This is a genomic window from Polaromonas sp. Polasp52, assembly GCF_059491565.1.
Map to the genome: position 1 here is coordinate 4,131,823 of NZ_CP168513.1, position 21,863 is coordinate 4,153,685.

Below are 21,863 nucleotides of genomic sequence, written 5' to 3' on the forward strand. Positions count from 1 at the left end.
AGTAAATCAAGCGCTTAGGTGGGTTCGACGCAGTGGGTACGACCTGAGGTCGCCGGCGGCCGGCCACCTTGGCCAGACCACAAAATCCAAGATGAGCCAGCCCACCTTCACCGTCGCCGACATCCGCAAGACCTTCCTCGATTTCTTCGCGTCCAAGGGGCACACCGTGGTGCCCTCCAGCTCGCTGGTGCCGGGCAACGACCCGACGCTGATGTTCACCAACTCCGGCATGGTGCAGTTCAAGGATGTGTTCCTGGGCACCGACAAGCGTCCTTATGTGCGCGCCGTGTCCGTCCAGGCCTGCCTGCGCGCCGGCGGCAAGCACAACGACCTGGAAAACGTGGGCTACACCGCGCGCCACCACACCTTCTTCGAGATGCTGGGCAACTGGAGCTTTGGCGACTACTTCAAGCGCGAGTCGCTCAAGTGGGCCTGGGAGCTGCTGACCGAGGTCTACAAGCTGCCGCCCGAGCGCCTGATGGCCACGGTGTATCTAGAAGACGACGAGGCCTACGACATCTGGACCAAGGAAATCGGCCTGCCGCCCGAGCGCGTGATCCGCATCGGCGACAACAAGGGCGGCCGCTACAAGTCCGACAACTTCTGGATGATGGCCGACACCGGGCCCTGCGGCCCGTGCAGCGAAATCTTTTACGACCACGGCGACCACATTCCCGGCGGCCCGCCCGGCAGTCCCGATGAAGACGGCGACCGCTTCATCGAAATCTGGAACAACGTGTTCATGCAGTTCGACATGGCGGCCGACGGCAGCGTCACCAAGCTGCCCGCGCCCTGCGTGGACACCGGCATGGGCCTGGAGCGCCTGGCCGCCATCCTGCAGCATGTGCACAGCAATTACGAGATCGATATCTTCGAGGCGCTGATCAAGGCCGCCAGCCGAGAAACCGGCGAGAAGGACCTGGGCAACAAGTCGCTGCGCGTGATCGCCGACCACATTCGCGCCACCGCCTTCCTGGTCAGTGACGGCGTCAACCCGTCCAACGAGGGCCGCGGTTATGTGCAGCGCCGCATCATTCGCCGCGCGATCCGCCATGGCTACAAGCTGGGCAAGAAGACGCCTTTCTTCCACAAGCTGGTGGCCGACCTCGCCAAACTGATGGGCGACGCCTATCCCAAGCTCAGGACCGACGAAGCCCGCATTACCGCGGTGCTCAAGGCCGAGGAAGAGCGCTTCTTTGAAACGCTGGAAATCGGCATGACCATCCTGGACACGGCGCTGGCCGGCGGCGCCAAGGTGCTGCCGGGCGAGGTGGCCTTCAAGCTGCACGACACCTACGGCTTCCCGCTGGACTTGTCGGCTGACGTCTGCCGCGAGCGCGGCGTTGAGGTCGATGAGGCCGGCTTCAAGGCCGCGATGGACAAGCAAAAGAACCAGGCGCGCGCCGCCGGCAAGTTCAAGATGGACCGCGCGCTCGAATACACCGGCAGCGGCAATACCTTTACCGGCTACGAGCTGCTCGAAGAGCCCGCAAAAGTGGTGGCGCTTTATGCCGACGGCGTGGCCGTGCAGGCCCTCAATGCCGGGCAAAGCGGTGTGGTCGTGCTGGACACCACGCCTTTTTACGCCGAAAGCGGCGGCCAGGTCGGCGACCAGGGCCGCATCACCGCGGCCGGCGCCGGCTTCGCGGTGGACGACACGCAGAAAATCCGCGCCGATGTGTTCGGCCACCACGGCACGCAGGAAGAGGGCACACTCAAGGTCGGCGATACGGTGAAGGCGCAAGTCAACACCGCCGTGCGCGCCGCCACCGTGCGCAACCACAGCGCCACCCACTTGATGCACAAGGCCCTGCGCGAAGTCCTGGGCGAGCATGTGCAGCAAAAGGGCAGCCTGGTGAACGCCGAGCGCACCCGCTTTGACTTCGCGCACGGCGCGCCGGTGACCGACGCGCAGATCCGCGAGATCGAAGCCCGCGTCAATGCCGAAATCCTCTCCAACGTGGCGACCGATGCCAGCGTGATGGACATGGAAGCCGCGCAAAAGAGCGGCGCCATGATGCTGTTCGGCGAGAAATACGGCGAGCGCGTGCGCGTGCTGACCATAGGCTCAAGCAAGGAACTCTGCGGCGGCACCCACGTGGCGCGCACCGGCGACATAGGCCTGTTCAAGATCGTCGCCGAAAGCGGTGTGGCCGCCGGCGTGCGGCGCGTGGAAGCCGTCACCGGCGAAAACGCGCTGGCCTATTTGCAGTCGCTGGAATCCACGGTGCAGGCCGCGGCCGGCTCGCTCAAGGCCAGCCCGACGGAACTGCAGGGCCGCATCGGCCAGGTGCTGGACCAGGTCAAGACGCTGGAAAAAGAGATCGCCGCGCTCAAGGGCAAGCTGGCTTCTTCGCAAGGCGATGAGCTGCTCACGCAGGCGGTGGACGTCAAGGGCCTGAAAGTGCTGGCCGCGAAACTCGAAGGCGCCGACGCCAAGACGCTGCGCGACACCATGGACAAGCTCAAGGACAAGCTCAAGACAGCCGTCATCGTGCTGGCCGCGGTCGACGGCGACAAGGTGCAGATCGCCGCGGGCGTGACGGCCGACAGCGTGGGCAAGGTCAAGGCCGGCGAACTGGTGAACTTTGTGGCCCAGCAAGTCGGCGGCAAGGGCGGCGGCAAGGCCGACATGGCCATGGCCGGCGGCACCGATGCCTCCAAGCTGGGCGATGCGCTGAAGTCGGTACAGGGCTGGGTGGGCGAGCGCGCTTGACGCGCTTACGCTTCAAGAAGCGTTTCAAAAAACAAGGTCGGTTTCCCCGAGGGGAACCGGCCTTTTTTCTTGCCTGGACAAATCCTAGACGGCAGCCCAGAACACCGCGAACCAGCTGTTGGGGTCGGTCCAGTATTCGATGTGCCTGAAGCCGGCCTGCCGCAGCAGGGCCGTCATGCCCTGGACCGTGTACTTGTAGGAGCATTCGGTGTGAATGCGCTCGCCGGCCTGGAAGCTGCGCTCATGGCCGGGCCAGCGCACCGTCAGCTCACTGGTGGCTTCCAGGTGCATCTCGATGCGCGACTCCCTGGCATTGAACAGCGCCACATGGCGCCATTGCCGCAGGTCAAAGTCCGAGCCCAGCAAGTCGTTGATATTGAGCAGCAGGTTTTTGTTGAAGGCGCCGGTCACGCCCAGCGCGTCGTCGTAGGCGGCCTCCAGGCGCGCCGTGTCCTTGACCAGGTCTATGCCCAGCAGCAGGCCGCGCGCCTTGCCCTGTTCCGGGTCGGCGATGTGCTCCAGGAACTGCAAGGCCTGGCCGGGGTGGAAATTGCCCAGGCTGGAGCCCGGGTAGAAAAACACCCGCTCATGCGCCTGGACTTCGCCCGGCAGGGCCAGCCCGGCCGAAAAATCCATGCCCAGGCCGACGATGTCGAGCGCAGGAAAGTTGTTTTGCACCTGCTCCGCCGCATCGCGCAGAAAATCGACCGAGATGTCGACCGGCACGTACTGGCGCGGCTGCAGGTGCGGTATCAAGGCCATGGCCTTGGCACAGTTGCCCGCGCCCAGGTCGATCAGGCAGGGTTGGTGGATGCCCGCCTCGGCCAGCGTGGCGGCGATGTGCGTTCTCGCCGCCTCGAAGATGCCGGCTTCGGTGCGCGTGGGATAGTACTCGTCCAGGCCGGTGATGGCCTCGAAGAGCTTGGAGCCCAGCGCGTTGTAAAAGAATTTGGGCGACACGGCGGCCGCCGGGGCCAGCAGTGCTTCCGTCAGTTCTTGCACCGTTGCATGCATGGCCTGCGCGTCGCTGTCCGGACGGTAGAGGTCAATGAATTGCGGGGACGCAGGAGGCAGCTGGAGCGAGAGGGCCGAGATGTTGAGTGGTAGGTTCAAGATTCGCCTTGGCTACGGTTATTTGGTTATAGATTTAAAAGCCGTTCGAAAAGAGTGTTTGTAGGACTGAATCGCTTTGGGTGCAAGCGGCGCCGGCCAAATGCTGTCCTATATAGGGTTCGCGCCGCCAGGCGGATTGAACGACGTGCTGTCTTTTGCAGCGCGCGCCGAACCCCTGTGGCATTTGGTCGCCCCAGGTTGTCATTTCTTACAAAAGAACTCTTACAAAGAGCCGGCACTGCTGAGCAGCGCCCTCATGCCCGCGCGGGCGGCTTATGGCGTTGGCAGGGCCTGGCTTGTGGGCTCGGTCCCCTGCGCAAACTGCCTCAGGGTGTCGCCGGCCATGCGATAGCGCACCCATTCGGCCTGCGGTTTGGCCCCCAGCGACTGGTAAAACTGGATGGCCGGCTCGTTCCAGTCCAGCACACTCCATTCGAAGCGCCCGCAGCCGCTGTCAAAAGCCAGCCGGGCCAGGTGGCGGAGCAGCCGCTTGCCGGCGCCGCTGCCCCGGTGTTGGGGCGATACGTACAAATCCTCCAGGTACATGCCCTTGCGGCCCAGCCAGGTGGAGTAGCTCAGGAAGTACACCGCATAACCCACGGGCTGGCCGTCTATCTCGCAAATCAGGGCCCGGGCGGGTGTGCCTGGCTCAAACAGGCTGCGCTCAATGTCCGCGGCGCTCGCAATGACCTCATGCTCCGCTTTTTCATAAATGGCCAGTTCGACGATGAAGTTGTGGATCAGCGCAGCGTCGCCAGCTTGCGCTTCCCGGATATCGATGTTCATGAAGCTTCCCGTGATTGATTTTTGAAGGCGCCCGCATGGATGCAGGCATCCCTGGGCTCGGTTACCCTAGCCCCATCCTACCAATGCCAGGCCCATGACGATTCCGCCCTTTTCTCGTCGCCATCTTCTGCAACAGGCGCTTGCCATCAGCGCCGGTGCCGCCGTGTTTCCGGCGAGGCCGCAGGGCTTGACCGGCCCTGCGTATGAAGTCAGCCCCTGGGCCGGCCCGGTGTCCGCCTTCGCGCTGGTCGACACCACCGGCAAGACCTGGCAAGCCGCCGACCTGCGCGGCCGGGCCGTGCTGCTGAATTTCTGGGCCAGCTGGTGCGAACCCTGCCGTGCCGAGATGCCCACGCTGCAGCAGGTCGCGGATTTTTACGGGCCCGAGAAACTGCTGGTGCTGGCCGTCAACTTCAAGGAGCCGCCCGCGCGTGCCCTGCAGTTTGCCAAGACCACGGGCGTGACGCTACCGGTGTTGCTGGACGTGGATGGCAAGGCGGCGCGGGGCTGGGGCGTCAAGGTCTTCCCGACAACCCTGATGATGGACACGGCCGGCCGGCCGCGCCTGCGCGTCAAGGGCGAAGTCGACTGGACCGGGCCTGCGGCTGCGAAGCTGATTGACGGGCTGCTCAAGCCTTGAGCATGTCCGCCGCAAGGCAGCGGCGATAATCGCAGCCTGACATCCCGCAGCATCTTTACCTGCCGCGGTGCACGTCACCCTCACCCCACCCGGAGATCCTTTATGACCACCGTACGCCGAGCCTTTCTGAAAAGCGGCGCAGCCGCCGCCATGGCCGCCGCCTTGCCATCCCTCAATTTCGCCCAGACGGCTGCCGCCCCCAGCCGCCGTCAATTCGCGCCCCAAAGCGGCGCCTGGCGCACTTTTGACGTGACCACGCGCGTGGACATCCTCAAACCGCAAGGCGTGACCAAGGTCTGGCTGCCGATCCCCTCGGTCAACAGTGACTACCAGCATTCGCTGGGCAACAGTTTCGCTAGCAACGGCAGCACGCTGCTGGCGCAGGACGGCCGCGACGGCGCGAAGATGCTGTATGCCGAATTCCCGGCCACGGAAGCCAAACCCTTTGTGGAACTGACCAGCCGCGTGCAGACCCAGGGCCGGGCCATCGACTGGTCGCAGAAAACCGCTCCAGCCGAAAGCGCCGACACGCTGCGCTATTTCACGCGCCCGACCACGCTGATCCCGACCGACGGCATCGTGCGCAAGACCGCGCTGGCCGCCACCCAAGGCGCGAAGACCGACGTCGAGAAAGCGCAAAAGATTTATGACTGGATTGTCGCCAACACCTACCGCGAACCCAAGGTGCGCGGCTGCGGCGAAGGCGACATCAAAACCATGCTGGAAATCGGCAACCTGGGCGGCAAATGCGCCGACCTGAACGCGCTGTTTGTGGGCCTGTGCCGCTCGGTGGGCCTGCCGGCGCGCGACGTCTACGGCATACGCCTGGTGCCCTCGGCTTTCGGCTACAAGGAGCTCTCGGGCAACCCGGCCAGCCTCAAGGGCGCCCAGCATTGCCGCTCCGAGGTCTACCTCAAGGGCCACGGCTGGGTGGCCATGGACCCGGCCGACGTGGCCAAGGTGATGCGCCTGGAAACGGCGGACTGGATCAAGACCACGGCCGACCCGGTGGTGGCGCCGGTGAACAAGGCGCTGTTCGGCGGCTGGGAAGGCAACTGGATGGCTTACAACACGGCGCACGACCTGGCCCTGCCGAAGTCGGCCGGCGAGAAGCTCGGTTTCTTTATGTACCCCATTGGCGAAAACGCCGCGGGGCGTTTTGACTCCTACGCGCCGGATGATTTCAAGTACCAGATCACGGCCAGGGAAGTCGCCGCCAGCTAGCCCGGCGGCGTGGCCATCAGGCGCAGCAGCAGCGCCTCGTAACGGGACACCACCTCGGCATTGGCCGGCAGGTAGCGCTTGATCAGCTCGCGCTGCCGCGCCGCGTAGCCGGCGGCCTGCTCGTCGTGGCTGTCGAAGACCTCCAGCAGGCGTGCGCAGCCCGCCTCGACGTCATTGCCCTCGTAGTAATAGCCCAGGTCGGCGCACAGGTGGGCGTTGTGCACCAGCGGATAGCCCTGCCAGCAGACCTCGAGGTAAAAGTAGTTGAGCGCGTTTTCCCACTGGTGCGAGATCACGACGTCGCTCATCTCGCTGAGAAAGGCCGGCGTTTCATACACGCCCAGGAAGGAGGCCTTGTGCTGGCGCACGATGTCGAGCTGGTTCATCAGCGCGACAAACTCCTTGCTCTCCTGCGCCAGGCGCAAGGCATTGGTGACGTGCAGCCAGGCGATGGCCTCGGGCCTGCGCCTGTAGGCTTCCTCGGCGATCAGGATGGGGTAGAGGCAGAACTTGACCACATCCAGGTTCTGCTCCATCACGCTGAGCCGTCGCGGGCCGTGCCGCGGGTGGTAGCGGCCGGCATCGGGGAGGGCCTGGCTGCGTTCCTCGATGAACACCGGGTCCCAGACAAAGGGCACCACGGTGGCCGGCCTGCGCCGCAGCGTCGAAAAATAATGCTGGCTGATGGGCGCCACCTGCGGAATCACCCAGAGGTCGTCATAACGCTGGTTGATAAAAAGGTCATAACCCCACAGCGGCCTGCCAAACAGGATGGACTCCATGGTGTGCACGTATTCAAAGCCGCAGCAGTAAGACACCAGGCGTGTTCCGCGCTGCTTGAGGTAATCGGTCTGCTCCGCGCTGACCTGGCCGCCGAGCTCGATCAGCACATCCAGCGAGTCCTTGGCGTCCTCAAAGGCGACGGTGGGCCAGCGCCGCTGGTCCCAGGGCAGGGCGGCCGTGATGCGCACGGCGGTGGTGTTGACCAAGCGTACAGAGGCCACCAGCCGCGAGTGCTTGAGGGTTTCGGCCAGGAACACCGCGTTCTGTTTGATGCCGTTGTTCCACAGCGTTTCGGCCTCCTGGTGCAGGCCAATGGTGATGCCTATGCGCAGGCCGGGGCTGGTGGGGGTCATGGCTGCGGTCTCAGCCGGTCAAAAGCCCGGCCAGCAGTTCGTCGTAGCGGGCCACCAGTTCCGGGTTGGCGGCCGTGTGCACCCGCAGCAGCTCGCGCTGCCGCGCGGCATATTCGGTGGCCGTGTCGTCATGCCGCTCCAGCACCTGCAGCAGCTGGTGCGCGCCGGCGTCCACGTCATTGCCTTCGTAGTAGTAACCCAGCGCTTTGCACATGCCGGCGTTGTGCACCAGCGGGTAGCCCAGCCAGCAGACGTCGAAGTAGAAATAATTGAGCGGGTTGTCCCACTGGTTGGAGATCACGGCATCCGCGTGTTCGCCCAGGAAATTCGCCGTGTCATAACGCCCCAGGAAGGTGGCCTTGCCGGCATTGACGATGTCGAGCTGGAACATCAGCAGCTGGAACTCGCGGCTTTGCTCGGCCAGGTGCTTGGCGCTGCAGACGTTGAGAAACTCGATCAGCTCGGGCCGCGCCCGGAAGGCCGCTTCGGCGATCAGGATGGGATAGATACAGGCCTTGACCACATCCATATTCGGCTCCATGACGGCCAGGCGCTTGGCCGCGCGGCCCGGCTGGTAGCGCGCGCCATGGGGCAGCGCCGCCACACTGGACTCCAGCCAGCGCGGGTCCCAGACAAAGGGCACGACCTTGGCCGGGCAGCGCCTGAGCGTCTGGATAAAGGACAGCGAGTTGTTGGCCACCTGGGGAATCACCCAGATCTCGTCGTAGTGGCGGTTCATGTAGACGCCGTTGGGCCAGAGCGGCCTGCCGAACAGGATGGACTCCAGCACCACCACGTACTCGCTGCCGCAGCAGTAGCTGACCAGGCGCGTGCCGGCCGCCTTCAGCTGCAGGGAATGCGCCTCGCTGATGCCGCCGCCCAGCTCGATCAGCAGGTCGAGGTCCTTCATGGCGGCCTCCAGCGTGACGACCGGGAAGGCCTGGAGGTCCCAGGGAAGCTGGCTGGTGATGGGCACGTCGGTGGTGTTGACCAGCTGCACGCGGTGGCCCAGCGGCGAGGCCTGCAGCACGCAGGCCAGGTTCAGCGCGTTCTGCTTGATGCCGTTGACCCACAGGCTTTCATCGGGCGAGCGCAGGCCTATGGTGATGCCTATGCGCAGGGCCTTCATGGCCGGTTTGCCCCGCCGTTCATCGCCTGGGCGCTTTCAGCGCAGGGTCTTTCCAGTCGTACTCGACGTGGCGGCGGATGATGAGGCAGCCGGGCGGCGAGTCGATCAGGGTCACCGAGGCGCCTGGGTCGCGCGCATCGACGTAGACGGTGAAGGTGGCCAGCAGCTGCGTGGCCTGGTAGCCGCCCAGCTCCTGCTGCGCGATGCTGCGGCAGGCAAAAGGCGCGACCGAGATGCGTTCGGCCGCGACCGAGCAGCCGCCCGTGCTGTCGGGCACCGCCGTCAGGGAAAAGGCCAGCGAGGCGTTTTTGTACTCGACGCCGCTGAGCGAGAAGAAGGGGCCGCCGTCGGGGTTCTTGCGGTCCCAGTCGACCAGCACGTCGTTGCCGGTGCTGCCGTTGACGGTCAGCGAGGACAGGCGGGTGATGGCCGGCAGGCAGCGCCTCACGCCCACATTGGTGGCTGCGGCCGTCAGCGCGTCCAGCGGTGCGCCGGCGGCGGGAGCGGCAGCTGCCGCGGGCGGGCGCTGCGGCGTGACCTGTGCCTGCGCCTGGAAAACCGGCGCGCCCAGAACCGCGGCCGCCAGCAGAGCGCGGCGCAAAAAGGAGAAGAAGGAGGTGGGCATCACGATGAAGCTGCGCGGTACAAATGGACCAGCGCCTCATTGTAGGCACGCACGTTGTCTTCGTTCTCGGGCGCCAGCGTGCGCAAAAAGGTGCGCGCGCGCTCCCGGTAGCCGGCCAGGTCGGCGTCGTGCTGGGAAAAGGCCTGCAGCAGGGCCAGGCCGCCTTCCTCGCAGTCGAAGCCGGGATAGAAGTAGCCGCAATCGGCAAGGAAGCTGGAGTTGTGGACCAGCGGGTAGCCGCCGTAAAGCGCTTCGTAATACAGGTAGTTCTGCCCGTTTTCCCAGTGGTGGCAGACCACGGCGTCGACCTGCGACGACAAACATTGGTAGACCGGAAAGCGGCCTTCGAAGACGGCCAGGCCGTGCCTGACGATGTCCAGGCTGTTGGCGAAGCCGACAAAGGTCACGTGGTCCTTCATGTGAAAGCTGTTGTAGACCCGCATCAGCTCGATCACGCGCGGGTTGGCCCGGTGCGCCATGTCGATCAGCAGCATGGGCAGGTGGCTGGTCTTGACCATGCAGATATTGGGCTCGAAGATGCCCAGCCGCCATTTCTTGCGGCCCGGCTTGTAGCCGAAGGTCTCGCCGTTGGGCAGGGTCGCGGCCGCGCGGTCTATCACGCCGGGGCTCCAGAGGTGCTGCATCAGCCGCACCGGCGCCCGCATCGCGCTGCCGAAGTAGTGCATGCAGCTGCGCTCGTATTCGGACAGGGTCCAGATTTCGTCATAGGGCGTTCCGGCGATCAGCAAGCCGTGCTGCTTGTTGAAAATCATGCGCTCGATGTCGATGACGTAATCGTTGCCGACGCGCATGGTCACGATCTTCCCGCCGCGATCGCGAAAGCCCACGGCCCAGTCCCGGCCCAGCTGTGCGCTCATCTCTATCATGATGTCGAGCTTGTCGGCCGCGGCCGCCATGTCGATGATGGGCACCGGGGAGTCGGCCATGAAGCGCTGGGCGTCGGCCGCGTCGCCGTCGCCGCCTCCGCTGACCAGGTAGGTTTCGGCCACGTTGGGCGCCTTGAGCAGCAGCATCACCAGAAACAGGCAGTTCTGGTAAATGCCGTTTTCCCACAGCGATTGCTCACCCTTGCGCACGTAAATGGAAACGCCGACCCGCAGGCGGTCAGGTGTGGTCGCTTTGGCCTGGCTCATGCGGCGGCTCCCACGCTTGCGGTATTGCTGAAAAGCGCCTGCAGCCTGCGCGCCAGGCTTTGCAGGTTGGCGTGCGCGAAGGGATCGACCGAGGCGATCACCCGCCGGGCCTGCTGGCGGTGCTGCTCCAGGCGGCTGTCGTGCTGGCTTGCGGCCAGCAGCAGCTTGCGCCCGCCTTCGGCCGTGTTGAAGTCGGGATAGTAGTAGTCGGCATACCCGGCGTCGCGTAGCCAGGGCGAGTTGTGGATCAGCGGGTAGTTGCCGTGCAGGGCGTCCAGGTAGTTGTAGTTCTGGTCGTTTTGCCACTGGTGGGCCACCACGGCGTCGGCATGCTGCACCATGTAGCCGGCAAAGTCATGGCGGCCCTGGAAAATCGCTTTTTGCTGCTTGACCAGATCCAGCGAGTTGGCCAGGTAGAGCAGCGTGGGGTGGTCCTTGAGGTGCAGGGTGTTGAGCACGTGCATGAAGCTCACCTGGGCGGGCTCGGCGCGGAAGGCCTCGTCGCAGACCAGCATGGGGATGTTGGTGCATTTGACCACCGACACATTGGGCTCGAAGATGGCCACGCGCAGGCCGGCGCCGGGCGCGCGCGGTTTGTAGCCGAAGGCATAACCCTCTTTCTCCAGTTCCCGGGCGCGCGCGTCCAGGAACTGCGGCGACCAGATATAGGGCACTTCATGCACCGGGCAGCGGTGCAGGGCGCGCAACATGGGGGCGAAGGCGGAAAAGTCCTTGGGCAGTATCCAGATCTCGTCGCAGCGGTCGGCCCGGCTGAAAAACCCCGGGCGGTCGAACACGCTGGGCTCTATCAGGCCGACATAGGGCTGGCCGGCGCAGTACCAGACCACTTTTTTGCCCTGGGCGCGCAGGTAGTCCAGCCATTTGACGTCCAGCGCGCCGGCCATCTCGATGGCCAGGTCGATGTGGTCGGTGGCTTCGTGCGCGGACATCATGCGCAGGCCCAGTGCGTCCATGTTGACCTGGGGCGGCATGCTGCTCTGGTCCCCGCCGTTGAGCAGCACGACGGACTGCACAAAGGGCAGCTTCTGGAAGGACTGGGCCAGGAAGATGACGTTTTGCCCCAGTCCGTTTTCCCAGATGTTCTGGCCGGCGTGTGTGAGGACCGAGATACCGATACGCATGCTTGTGTCTCTCCCAAAGCAATGAGCGCCGCAGGCCCTGGGGGGCCGCGCGGCGCTCACCGGGAGCCCCGGGGGCTCTTGTTTGATAGGTAGGCGCTTAGGGCATTCTACTGAGAGCGGCTCCCGGAGCCCTCTCTTAACGCCACTTCCAGCTTGCGCCGAAGTTCATGCCCCACTCCTTGCCGGTGGTGGAGACGCCGAAGCCCCATGCGCTCTTGCCGTCGTTGTTGAGCGCCTTGAAGTTCAGGCCCAGCGCGCCGTAGCCCTTGTAGTTGCCCACGCCTATGCCCAGGGCTTTTTCGCCGCCTTCGAGGTTGGGCATGTAGGTGGCGGCCATGGCCATGCTCATCGCGATGCCGGAGTAGGCCACGCGCCTGACATCGTTGAGCTGCCCGACATTGACCGCGTCGGTGGCGTAAACACCGGGGGCCACATTGGTGATGCGGCGCTCGTTGCCGGGCGAGCCCACCGACACCGTATTGGGCTGGTCGGCCACCGAGTAGGCGCCCAGCGCCACGGAGCGGTTGGCCGTGGCTTCGGCCGCAGCGCCCAGGGCCACCGAGTCGTTGCCCGAGGCCAGCGAGTTCCAGCCGACGGCGGTGGCCGGGTCGGCAATCGCCCTGGCCTGGAAGCCTATGGCCACGGAGCCTTCGTAGGTGGCCGTCGCGCGGAAGCCGATGGCGGTGGTGTTTTTGTCCTGGGCCAGCGACTGTGAGCCGTAGGCGGTGGCGCCGGTGGCCACCGTTGTGGCGGTCGCGCCGTTGACCCCGGCACGGGTGCCGGCGCTGGCGCACAAGCCGGTTGCCGTGGTGTCGGCGCCGTTGGCCACCGTGCAGTCGGAAGGCGAGGCCACGGTTTGCAGCGCCGTGCCGTTCAGGGACTTGCCCTGTGTGAGCAGCCCGGCGCCGGCGGCGCCGCCCGCTGTGGAACCTATGACCGCGCCGCCGTTGGCCGCTGCGGAATTCGCCGCATTGACCAGCGGGGCCAGGGCCGTGGTGCCCGAGGTCGCGCTCGACAGCCCGGTGGACAGCGAGGCGATGCCGTTGTTGGCAGTGCTCAAGCCGGTGGACAGCGAGGTCACGCTGTTGCCTATCGTGCTCAGGCCGGTCGACAGGGAGGTGATGCCGCTGCTGGCGGTGCTCAGGCCGGTGGAGGTCGAGGTGGACAGCGAGGTGATGTTGCTGTTGGCCGTGCTCAGGCCGGTGGACAGCGAGCTGGTGCCCGTGGAAACCGAGGTCGACAGCGAAGTCACGGTGCTGCTGACCGTGCTGAGCCCGGTGGAGACGGCGCTGAAGCCGGTCGAGAGCGAGCTGAAGCCGGTGGATGTCGAGGTCGACAGTGAACTGATACCGGTGGACAGGGAGCTGATGCCCGTGGATGCCGAGGTCGACAGCGAGTTGAGATTGCTGTTGGTGGTGCTCAGGCCGGTGGACAGCGAGCTGACGCCCGTCGACAGGGAACTGACCCCGGTGGACAGCGAACTGAGGCCGGTGGACGTCGAGGTCGACAGCGAATCAATGCTGGTCGACAGGGAAACGATGCCTGTCGAGGTCGACGTCGAGAGCGAGCTGACCCCGGTGGACAGCGAGCTGATGCCGGTGGATGTCGAGGTCGACAGTGAACTGATACCGGTGGACAGGGAGCTCACGCCGGTCGAGAGCGAACTGACGCCGGTGGACAGTGAACTCACACCGGTCGACAGCGAGCTGACACCGGTCGAGGCCGAGGTGGACAGGGACGCGACGTTGCTGTTGGTGCTGCTCAGGCCGGTGGACAGCGAACTGGCGCTCGTGGAGGTCGAGGTGGACAGCCCGTCGATGGCGGTCGACAGCGAGCTGATGCCCGTCGAGGCCGAGGTGGACAGCACCGCGACATTGCTGTTGGTGGTGCTGAGGCCCGTCGAGAGGGAGCCCACGCTGGTCGACAGCGAGATAAAGCCGGTGGACAGCGATCCAAACCCGGTGGACAGGGAGCCGAAGCCGGTCGACAGCGAACTGATGCCCGTGGAGGCTGAGGTCGACAGGGAATCCAGGCCCGTGGACAGCGAACTCACGCCGGTTGACAACGAGCTGGTGCTGGTGGAGCCCGAGGTCGACAGTGAATCAATGGCGGTGGACAGCGAGCTCACACCGGTCGAGGTGGACGTCGACAGCGAGGCGACATTGCTGTTGGTGCTGCTCAAGCCGGTGGAGAGCGAACTGAAGCCGGTCGAAGCGGAGGTCGACAGGGAGCTGAAGCCCGTCGAGATCGAACTGAAACCGGTGGACACCGTGTTGAAGCCGGTGGACAGCGAGGCCACCACACTTTCGGTGGTGCTCAGGCCGGTGGACAGGGAGTTGAAGCCGGTCGAGGTGGACGTCGACAGCGAGTTAAAGCCCGTCGAGATGGAACTGAAACCGGTGGACACCGTGTTGAAGCCGGTGGACAGCGAGGCCACCACGCTTTCGGTGGTGCTCAGGCCGGTGGACAGGGAACTGAAGCCGGTCGACGTCGAAGTCGACAGCGAGTTAAAGCCGGTCGAGATCGAGCTGAAACCCGTCGAAATGGAACTGAAGCCGGTGGAGACCGTGCCAAAACCGGTGGACAGCGAGGCCACGGCGCTGTCCGTGGTGCTCAGGCCCGTGGACAGGGAATTGAGACCCGTGGACAGGGAGCTGAAGCCTGTCGAGAGTGAACTGAAGCCGGTAGACACTGAGCTGAAACCGGTCGACAGCGAGGCCACGCCGCTCTCGGCGGTGCTCAAGCCCGTGGACAGCGAGCTAAAGCCGGTGGATGTTGAAGTCGACAGCGAGCTGAAACCGGTCGAAATGGAGCTGAAGCCGGTAGAGATGGAACCAAAGCCGGTCGAGAGCGAGGCCACGGTGCTGTCGGTGGTGCTCAGGCCCGTGGATAGCGAGCTCAAGCCCGTCGAGGTCGAGGTCGACAGCGCAGCCAGGTTGCTGTCGGTGGTGCTCAGGCCCGTGGACAGCGAACTGAAGCCGGCCGACGTGGCGGTCGAGAGCGAGCTGAAACCGGTCGATAGGGAGCTGAAGCCGGTGGACAGCGAGTTCGTCGAAGTCGACAGGGAGGCAATGCCGCTGGCGGCTGTGCTGAGTCCCGTGGAGGCCGAGGTCGACAGCGAAGTGATGCCGCTGGTCGCCGTGCTCAGGCCGGTGGACGTCGAAGTCGACAGTGAAGTGATCCGGCTGTCGGCGGTGCTCAGGCCTGTCGAGGTGGAGGTCGACAGCGAGGTCATATTGCTGTTGGTCGTGCTCAGTCCGGTGGAAACTGAGGCGATGCCGCTTGTGGCGGTGCTCAAACCGGTCGAGGTGGACGTTGACAGGGATGCCACATTGCTGTCCGTTGTGCTCAGGCCTGTGGACAAGGAGGAAATACCGCTAACGGCTGTGCTGAGTCCCGTCGAGGTGGAGCTTGACAGCGAGCTGATGCCGGTCGAAGCAGACGTCGACAGGGATGCGACATTGCTATTGGTGCTGCTCAATCCGGTGGACAGCGAGCTGAAGCCGGTTGAGGCCGAGGTCGACAGCGAAGTGATGCCGCTGGCGGCGGTGCTCAGGCCTGTTGAAGTGGAAGTCGACAGCGAGGTGACGTTGCTGTTGGTGGTGCTCAGGCCGGTGGACAGCGAGCTGGCCGAGGTCGACAAGGATCCGATGCCGGTCGAGGCCGACGTGGACAGCGCCGCGACATTGCTGTCCGTGGTGCTCAACCCCGTCGACAAGGAAGCAATGCCGCTGGTCGATGTGCTCAACCCCGAGGAGGTAGACGTCGAGAGCGACGTGATGCGGCTGTCGGCGGTGCTCAAGCCTGTCGAAGTGGAGGTCGACAGTGAGGTGACGTTGCTATTGGTGCTGCTCAGGCCGGTGGACAAGGAACTGACGCCGGTCGAAGCGGACGTCGACAAGGACGCGACATTGCTGTTCGTGGTACTGAGGCCGGTGGACAGCGAAGTGATGCCGCTGGTCGCCGTGCTCAAGCCCGTTGAAGTGGAAGTCGACAGCGAGGTGACGCTGCTGTTGGTCGTGCTCAGGCCGGTGGAGAGCGAGGAGATGCCGCTTGTGGCGGTGCTCAAACCCGTCGAAGTGGAGCTTGACAGCGAGCTGATGCCGGTCGAAGCCGACGTTGACAGCGAAGTGATGCCGCTGGCCGCGGTGCTCAATCCGGTTGACGTGGACGTGGAAAGTGAAGTGATCCGGCTGTCTGCGGTGCTCAGGCCCGTGGAAGTCGAAGTCGACAGCGATGTGGTCCTGCTATCGGCAGTGCTCAGGCCGGTGGACAGCGAGCTGGCCGAGGCCGACAAGGAGCCGATGCCGGTCGAAGCCGACGTGGACAGCGATGCGACATTGCTGTCGGTGGTGCTCAGGCCAGTCGACAGCGAAGTGATGCCGCTGGCTGCGGTGCTCAGGCCGGTAGACGTCGAGGTCGACAGCGATGTGGTCCTGCTATCGGCAGTGCTCAGGCCCGTGGAAGTGGAGGTCGACAGCGACGCAAGGTTGCTATTGGTGCTGCTGAGGCCGGTGGACAAGGAACTGACGCCGGTCGAAGCGGACGTCGACAAGGACGCGACATTGCTGTTCGTGGTACTGAGGCCGGTGGACAGCGAAGTGATGCCGCTGGTCGCCGTGCTCAATCCTGTGGAAGTAGACGTCGACAGTGAAGTGATCCGGCTGTCGGCAGTGCTCAGGCCTGTCGAAGTGGAGGTCGACAGCGAGGTGACGTTGCTATTGGTCGTGCTCAGGCCTGTAGACAGGGAGCTGGCCGAGGTCGACAGGGAACCGATGCCGGTAGAAGCGGACGTCGACAAGGACGCGACATTGCTGTTCGTGGTGCTGAGGCCGGTGGACAGCGAAGTGATGCCGCTGGCTGCGGTGCTCAGGCCGGTAGACGTCGAAGTCGACAGCGAGGTGACGTTGCTATTGGTGGTGCTCAGGCCGGTGGACAAGGAAGTGATGCCGCTGGTCGCCGTGCTCAAGCCGGTGGACGTCGAGGTCGACAGTGAGGTAATCCGGCTGTCGGCGGTGCTCAGGCCTGTCGAAGTGGAGGTCGACAGCGAGGCCACATTGCTATTGGTGGTGCTCAGGCCGGTGGACAAGGAGCTGACACCGGTCGAAGCGGACGTCGACAAGGACGTGACATTGCTGTTGGTCGTGCTCAGGCCGGTTGACAGGGAGGTGATGCCGCTGGCCGCGGTACTCAGGCCCGTGGATGCCGATGTGGACAGCGATGTGACGTTGCTGTCCGTGGTGCTGAGCCCGGTGGACAAGGAGCTGATGCCGCTGGCGGCAGTGCTCAAGCCGGTCGATGTCGAGGACGACAGCGAGGTGACGTTGCTGTTGGTGGTGCTCAGGCCTGTCGACAGGGACGTGATGCCGCTCGTCGCCGTGCTCAAACCGGTGGAGGTCGAGGATGACAGTGAAGTGATCCGGCTGTCGGCCGTGCTCAGGCCCGTTGAGGTGGATGTCGACAGCGAGGTGACGTTGCTATTGGTCGTGCTCAGGCCGGTGGACAGCGAGCTGGCAGAGGTCGACAGGGAACCCATGCCGGTCGAAGCCGAGGTGGACAGCGACGCGACATTGCTGTCGGTGGTGCTCAGGCCCGTGGACAGGGAGGTAATGCCGCTGGCGGAGGTGCTCAAACCCGTGGAGGTCGAGGTGGACAGCGAGGTGATCCGGCTGTCGGCGGTGCTCAGGCCCGTGGATGTCGAAGTCGACAACGAGGTAACGCTGCTATTGGTGGTGCTCAGGCCGGTGGACAGCGAACTGGCCGACGTTGACAGGGACGCGATGCCGCTGCTGGCCGTGCTCAAGCCGGTGGATAGCGAGGCAATGCCGCTGGCGGCGGTGCTCAGGCCCGTCGAAGCCGAAGTGGACAGGGAGCCTATCCCGGTCGATGCCGATGTGGACAGCGACGTGGTGCGGCTGTCCGCCGTGCTCAGGCCGGTGGAGGTCGAGGTCGACAGCGAGGCCAGGCCGCTGGAGACGGCGCTGACGCCGGTCGACAGGGAACTGATGCCCGTGGACAGCGAGCCGATGCCCGTCGAAGCCGACGTGGACAGCGACGTGACACTGCTGTTCGTGGTGCTCAGGCCCGTTGACAGGGACGTGATGCCGCTGGTCGCCGTGCTCAGGCCGGTTGACGCTGAGGTGGACAAGGAGCCGACCGCGGTCGAAGCGGACGTCGACAAGGACGTGACACTGCTGTTGGTGGTGCTCAGCCCGGTGGACAGGGACGTGATGCCGCTGTCGGCGGTGCTCAGGCCGGTGGAAAGCGAGCCGATACCGGTGGACGTGGACGTCGACAGCGAAGTGATACGGCTGTCGGCGGTGCTCAGGCCGGTTGACGCTGAGGTGGACAAGGAGCCGACCGCGGTCGAAGCGGACGTCGACAAGGACGTGACACTGCTGTTGGTGGTGCTCAGGCCCGTTGACAGGGACGTGATGCCACTGGCGGCGGTGCTCAGGCCGGTGGAAAGCGAGCCGATACCGGTGGACGTGGACGTCGACAGCGAAGTGATACGGCTGTCGGCGGTGCTCAAGCCGGTCGAAGTCGAGGCGGACAGCGAGGTGACGTTGCTGTTCGCCGTGCTCAAGCCGGTAGACAGCGAGCCGATACCGGTTGAGGCAGATGTCGACAAGGACGTGACGCTGCTGTTGGTGGTGCTCAGGCCTGTGGACAGCGATGTGATGCCGCTGGTAGCGGTACTCAAGCCCGTCGACGTCGACGTGGATAGCGAGGTGACACTGCTGTTGGCCGTGCTGAGTCCAGTGGACAGCGAGCTGCTGGCGGTCGACAGCGATGCCACGTTGCTGTTGGTGCTGCTCAAGCCGGTGGACAGCGATGTGATGCCGCTGGTGGCGGTGCTCAAGCCCGTCGATGTCGACGTGGACAGCGAGGTGACGCGGCTGTCAGTAGTGCTGAGGCCTGTGGATAGCGAGGTGACGCTGCTGTTGGCGGTGCTGAGCCCAGTGGACAGCGAGCTGCTGGCGGTCGACAGCGATGTGACATTGCTGTTGGTGCTGCTCAAGCCGGTGGACAGGGATGTGATGCCGCTGGTGGCGGTGCTCAAGCCCGTCGATGTCGACGTGGACAGCGAGGTGACGCGGCTGTCGGTGGTGCTGAGGCCTGTGGACAGCGAGGTGACGTTGCTGTTGGCGGTGCTGAGCCCAGTGGACAGTGAGCTGCTGGCAGTCGACAGCGATGTGACATTGCTGATGGTGCTGCTCAGGCCGGTGGACAGCGAGGTGATGCCGCTGGTCGCAGTGCTCAGGCCCGTCGATGTAGAAGTGGACAGCGAGGTGACGCTGCTGTTAACCGTGCTGAGCCCGGTAGAAAGTGAGCTATTGGCAGTCGACAGCGATGCGACATTGCTGTTGGTGCTGCTCAGACCGGTGGACAGCGAGGTGATGCCGCTGGTGGCCGTGCTCAAGCCCGTGGACGTGGAGGTCGAAAGCGAGCTGATGCCTGTCGATGCCGAGGTCGACAGCGAGGTCACGCTGCTGTTGGTGCTGCTCAGGCCGGTCGATAGGGAGGTAATCCCACTGGTGGCGGTGCTCAGCCCCGTGGACGTTGAGGTCGAGAGCGAACTGATGCCGGTCGATGCCGAAGTCGACAGCGAAGCCACGCTGCTGTTGGCGCTGCTCAGGCCGGTGGACAGTGAAGTGATGCCGCTGGTGGCGGTGCTCAAGCCCGTCGACGTCGAAGTCGACAGTGAGGTGATCCGGCTGTCTGCGGTACTGAGGCCGGTCGATGCCGATGTGGACAGGGAACTGATACCGGTCGAGGCGGATGTTGACAGCGAAGTGACGCTGCTATTCGTCGTGCTCAGGCCTGTAGAGGTCGACGTCGACAAGGACGCCACGCTGCTGTTGGTGCCGCTAAGGCCGGTCGACAGCGAGACGATCCCGCTTGTGGCTGTGCTCAAACCCGTCGAGGTGGAGGTCGACAGCGAAGTGACACTGCTGTTGGTGGTGCTCAGCCCAGTCGACAGGGAGAGGATGCCGCTGCTGGCCGTGCTGAGCCCGGTGGATAGGGAAGTGATGCCGCTGGTAGCGGTGCTCAGGCCCGTCGATGTCGACGTGGACAGCGAGGTGACGCGGCTGTCCGTGGTGCTCAGGCCGGTGGACAGCGAAGTGATGCCGCTGGTGGCCGTGCTCAGACCTGTGGATGTCGAGGTCGAGAGCGAACTGATGCCCGTCGACGCCGAAGTCGACAGCGAAACCACGCTGCTGTTGGTGCTGCTCAGGCCGGTGGAGAGTGAGGTGATACCGCTGGCGGCCGTGCTCAAGCCCGTTGACGTCGAGGTCGACAGTGAGGTGATCCGGCTGTCCGCGGTGCTGAGGCCGGTCGATGCCGAGGTGGACAGCGAACTGATACCGGTAGAGGCCGAGGTTGACAGCGAGGTCACGCTGCTGTTGGTCGTGCTGAGCCCGGTGGAGAGCGAAGTGATGCCGCTGGTAGCTGTGCTCAGGCCTGTCGACGTCGAGGTGGACAGGGAGGTGACACGGCTGTCTGTGGTGCTGAGGCCTGTGGATAGCGAGGTGGCGCTGCTGTTAACCGTGCTGAGCCCGGTGGACAGCGAACTGCTGGCAGTCGACAGCGATGTGACATTGCTGTTGGTGGCGCTCAGGCCGGTGGACAGCGAGGTGATCCCGCTGGCAGCCGTGCTCAGGCCGGTAGACAGTGAGGTGATGCCGCTGGTGGCCGTGCTCAAGCCCGTCGATGTCGACGTGGACAGCGAGGTGACGCGGCTGTCGGCGGTGCTGAGCCCGGTGGACAGTGAGCTGCTGGCGGTCGACAGTGATGTGACGTTGCTGTTGGTGCTGCTCAGGCCGGTGGATAGCGATGTGATGCCGCTGGTAGCGGTGCTCAGGCCTGTCGACGTCGAGGTGGACAGGGAGGTGACACGGCTGTCCGTGGTGCTCAAGCCCGTCGACAGCGAGTTGATGCGGCTGGTGGCGGTGCTCAGGCCGGTAGACGTAGACGTCGACAGCGAGGTGACGCTGCTGTTGGCGGTGCTCAGTCCGGTGGAGAGCGACGTAATGCCGCTGGTAGCGGTGCTCAGGCCGGTAGAGGTGGAGGTCGACAGCGAGGTGACGCTGCTGTTGGTTGTGCTCAGTCCAGTGGACAAGGAGACGATGCCGCTGTTGGCGGTGCTGAGACCGGTCGATGCCGATGTGGATAGCGAAGTGACGCTGCTATTCGTCGTGCTCAGTCCGGTGGAGAGCGACGTAATGCCACTGGTGGCGGTGCTCAGGCCGGTAGAGGTGGAGGTCGACAGCGAGGTGACGCTGCTGTTGGTTGTGCTCAGTCCAGTGGACAAGGAGACGATGCCGCTGTTGGCGGTGCTCAAGCCTGTGGACGTAGAGGTCGAGAGGGAACTGATGCCCGTAGATGCCGAAGTCGACAGCGAAGTGACGCTGCTGTTGGTCGTGCTCAGGCCGGTGGACAGCGAAGTGATGCCGCTGGTTGCAGTGCTCAAGCCTGTCGAGGTGGAGGTCGACAAAGACGCGATGCCGCTGTTTGCCGTGCTGAGACCGGTCGATGCCGATGTGGACAGCGAAGTGACGCTGCTATTCGTCGTGCTCAGTCCGGTGGACAGCGAGGTGATGCCGCTGGTTGCGGTGCTCAAGCCTGTCGAGGTGGAGGTCGACAAAGACGCGATGCCGCTGTTTGCCGTGCTGAGGCCGGTCGATGCCGATGTGGATAGCGAAGTGACGTTGCTATTCGTCGTGCTCAGTCCGGTGGACAGGGAGGTGATGCCGCTGGTTGCGGTGCTCAAACCTGTGGACGTGGAGGTCGAGAGGGAACTGATGCCCGTAGATGCCGAAGTCGACAGCGAAGCCACGCTGCTGTTGGTGGTGCTCAGGCCGGTGGACAGCGAACTGATGCCGGTGGAAGCGGAGGTCGACAGGGACGTGATGCTGCTCGTGGCGGTGCTCAGTCCGGTGGACAGGGAACTGATACCCGTCGAGGTGGAGGTGGACAGCGACGTGACGCGGCTGTCCGTGGTGCTCAGGCCCGTTGACAGCGAGTTGAGGCGGCTGGTGGCGGTACTCAGGCCCGTTGACGTCGAGGTCGACAGTGAGTCGACGTAAATGCGCGTGTTGTTGACGTAATTCACGCAGGTCGAGGCGGCGGAATACATCGTGCCGCCATTGCCCGCGGTACAGGCGGCTTCCGGCAATGTTTGCCCGTAGGCCGA

General features: G+C 64.6%; 11 protein-coding genes. 3 read left to right on the forward strand and 8 right to left on the reverse strand.

All coding sequences use genetic code 11. From position 1 onward, the window contains the following. Window positions 1–91: 91 nt before the first annotated feature. Window positions 92–2,716, forward strand: coding sequence for an alanine--tRNA ligase (gene alaS / locus ACEN9P_RS19430; protein ID WP_495620199.1), 2,625 nt, complete (start codon window positions 92–94; stop codon window positions 2,714–2,716). A gap of 84 nt (window positions 2,717–2,800) precedes the next feature. Here alaS and egtD read toward each other — a convergent pair whose 3' ends face one another. After that, on the reverse strand, window positions 2,801–3,829 hold the full coding sequence (gene egtD, locus ACEN9P_RS19435) for an L-histidine N(alpha)-methyltransferase (RefSeq protein WP_495620200.1): 1,029 nt from the start codon (window positions 3,827–3,829) through the stop codon (window positions 2,801–2,803). 273 nt (window positions 3,830–4,102) lie between these two features. Then, on the reverse strand, window positions 4,103–4,615 hold the full coding sequence (locus ACEN9P_RS19440) for a GNAT family N-acetyltransferase (RefSeq protein ID WP_477664679.1): 513 nt from the start codon (window positions 4,613–4,615) through the stop codon (window positions 4,103–4,105). A 94-nt stretch (window positions 4,616–4,709) separates the two neighbouring features. Between ACEN9P_RS19440 and ACEN9P_RS19445 the strand changes: the two genes are divergently transcribed. Beyond that, on the forward strand, window positions 4,710–5,255 hold the full coding sequence (locus tag ACEN9P_RS19445; protein WP_495620201.1) for a TlpA family protein disulfide reductase: 546 nt from the start codon (window positions 4,710–4,712) through the stop codon (window positions 5,253–5,255). 102 nt (window positions 5,256–5,357) lie between these two features. Next, entirely contained in the window at window positions 5,358–6,479 is a 1,122-nt protein-coding gene (locus tag ACEN9P_RS19450) for a transglutaminase-like domain-containing protein (protein WP_495620202.1), read from the forward strand. Here ACEN9P_RS19450 and ACEN9P_RS19455 read toward each other — a convergent pair. The 6 genes from ACEN9P_RS19455 to ACEN9P_RS19480 all read right to left on the reverse strand — a co-directional run bounded on the left by ACEN9P_RS19455 (window position 6,476) and on the right by ACEN9P_RS19480 (window position 21,806). After that, on the reverse strand, window positions 6,476–7,615 hold the full coding sequence (locus ACEN9P_RS19455; RefSeq protein WP_495620203.1) for a DUF2827 domain-containing protein: 1,140 nt from the start codon (window positions 7,613–7,615) through the stop codon (window positions 6,476–6,478). The two genes, ACEN9P_RS19450 and ACEN9P_RS19455, sit on opposite strands and share 4 nt — an antisense overlap. A gap of 10 nt (window positions 7,616–7,625) precedes the next feature. Next, window positions 7,626–8,744, reverse strand: a complete 1,119-nt coding sequence (locus ACEN9P_RS19460; RefSeq protein ID WP_495620204.1) for a DUF2827 domain-containing protein — start codon at window positions 8,742–8,744, stop codon at window positions 7,626–7,628. A gap of 19 nt (window positions 8,745–8,763) precedes the next feature. Beyond that, complete coding sequence (locus tag ACEN9P_RS19465; protein ID WP_495620205.1) at window positions 8,764–9,369, reverse strand: hypothetical protein; 606 nt, start codon at window positions 9,367–9,369, stop codon at window positions 8,764–8,766. Beyond that, window positions 9,369–10,523 (reverse strand): DUF2827 domain-containing protein, encoded by a 1,155-nt coding sequence (locus ACEN9P_RS19470; protein WP_495620206.1) that lies wholly within the window; start codon window positions 10,521–10,523, stop codon window positions 9,369–9,371. Before ACEN9P_RS19470 ends, ACEN9P_RS19465 begins: the two co-directional genes overlap by 1 nt. Continuing rightward, entirely contained in the window at window positions 10,520–11,665 is a 1,146-nt protein-coding gene (locus ACEN9P_RS19475) for a DUF2827 domain-containing protein (RefSeq protein ID WP_495620207.1), read from the reverse strand. The genes ACEN9P_RS19470 and ACEN9P_RS19475 overlap by 4 nt, the downstream gene beginning before the upstream one ends. A gap of 136 nt (window positions 11,666–11,801) precedes the next feature. Continuing rightward, window positions 11,802–21,806 carry an ESPR-type extended signal peptide-containing protein gene (locus ACEN9P_RS19480; protein ID WP_495622199.1) on the reverse strand — a complete coding sequence of 3,335 codons (10,005 nt, stop codon included), beginning with the start codon at window positions 21,804–21,806 and terminating at the stop codon, window positions 11,802–11,804. Window positions 21,807–21,863: the final 57 nt, after the last annotated feature.

Bases quoted from the DNA above. Each gene is read 5' to 3' on its own strand.
- alaS (WP_495620199.1), top strand. From the start codon at position 92: ATGAGCCAGCCCACCTTCACCGTCGCCGACATCCGCAAGACCTTCCTC.
- ACEN9P_RS19440 (WP_477664679.1), bottom strand. From the start codon at position 4,615: ATGAACATCGATATCCGGGAAGCGCAAGCTGGCGACGCTGCGCTGATC.
- ACEN9P_RS19445 (WP_495620201.1), top strand. From the start codon at position 4,710: ATGACGATTCCGCCCTTTTCTCGTCGCCATCTTCTGCAACAGGCGCTT.
- ACEN9P_RS19450 (WP_495620202.1), top strand. From the start codon at position 5,358: ATGACCACCGTACGCCGAGCCTTTCTGAAAAGCGGCGCAGCCGCCGCC.
- ACEN9P_RS19455 (WP_495620203.1), bottom strand. From the start codon at position 7,615: ATGACCCCCACCAGCCCCGGCCTGCGCATAGGCATCACCATTGGCCTG.
- ACEN9P_RS19460 (WP_495620204.1), bottom strand. From the start codon at position 8,744: ATGAAGGCCCTGCGCATAGGCATCACCATAGGCCTGCGCTCGCCCGAT.
- ACEN9P_RS19465 (WP_495620205.1), bottom strand. From the start codon at position 9,369: ATGCCCACCTCCTTCTTCTCCTTTTTGCGCCGCGCTCTGCTGGCGGCC.
- ACEN9P_RS19470 (WP_495620206.1), bottom strand. From the start codon at position 10,523: ATGAGCCAGGCCAAAGCGACCACACCTGACCGCCTGCGGGTCGGCGTT.
- ACEN9P_RS19475 (WP_495620207.1), bottom strand. From the start codon at position 11,665: ATGCGTATCGGTATCTCGGTCCTCACACACGCCGGCCAGAACATCTGG.
- ACEN9P_RS19480 (WP_495622199.1), bottom strand. From the start codon at position 21,806: ATGTATTCCGCCGCCTCGACCTGCGTGAATTACGTCAACAACACGCGC.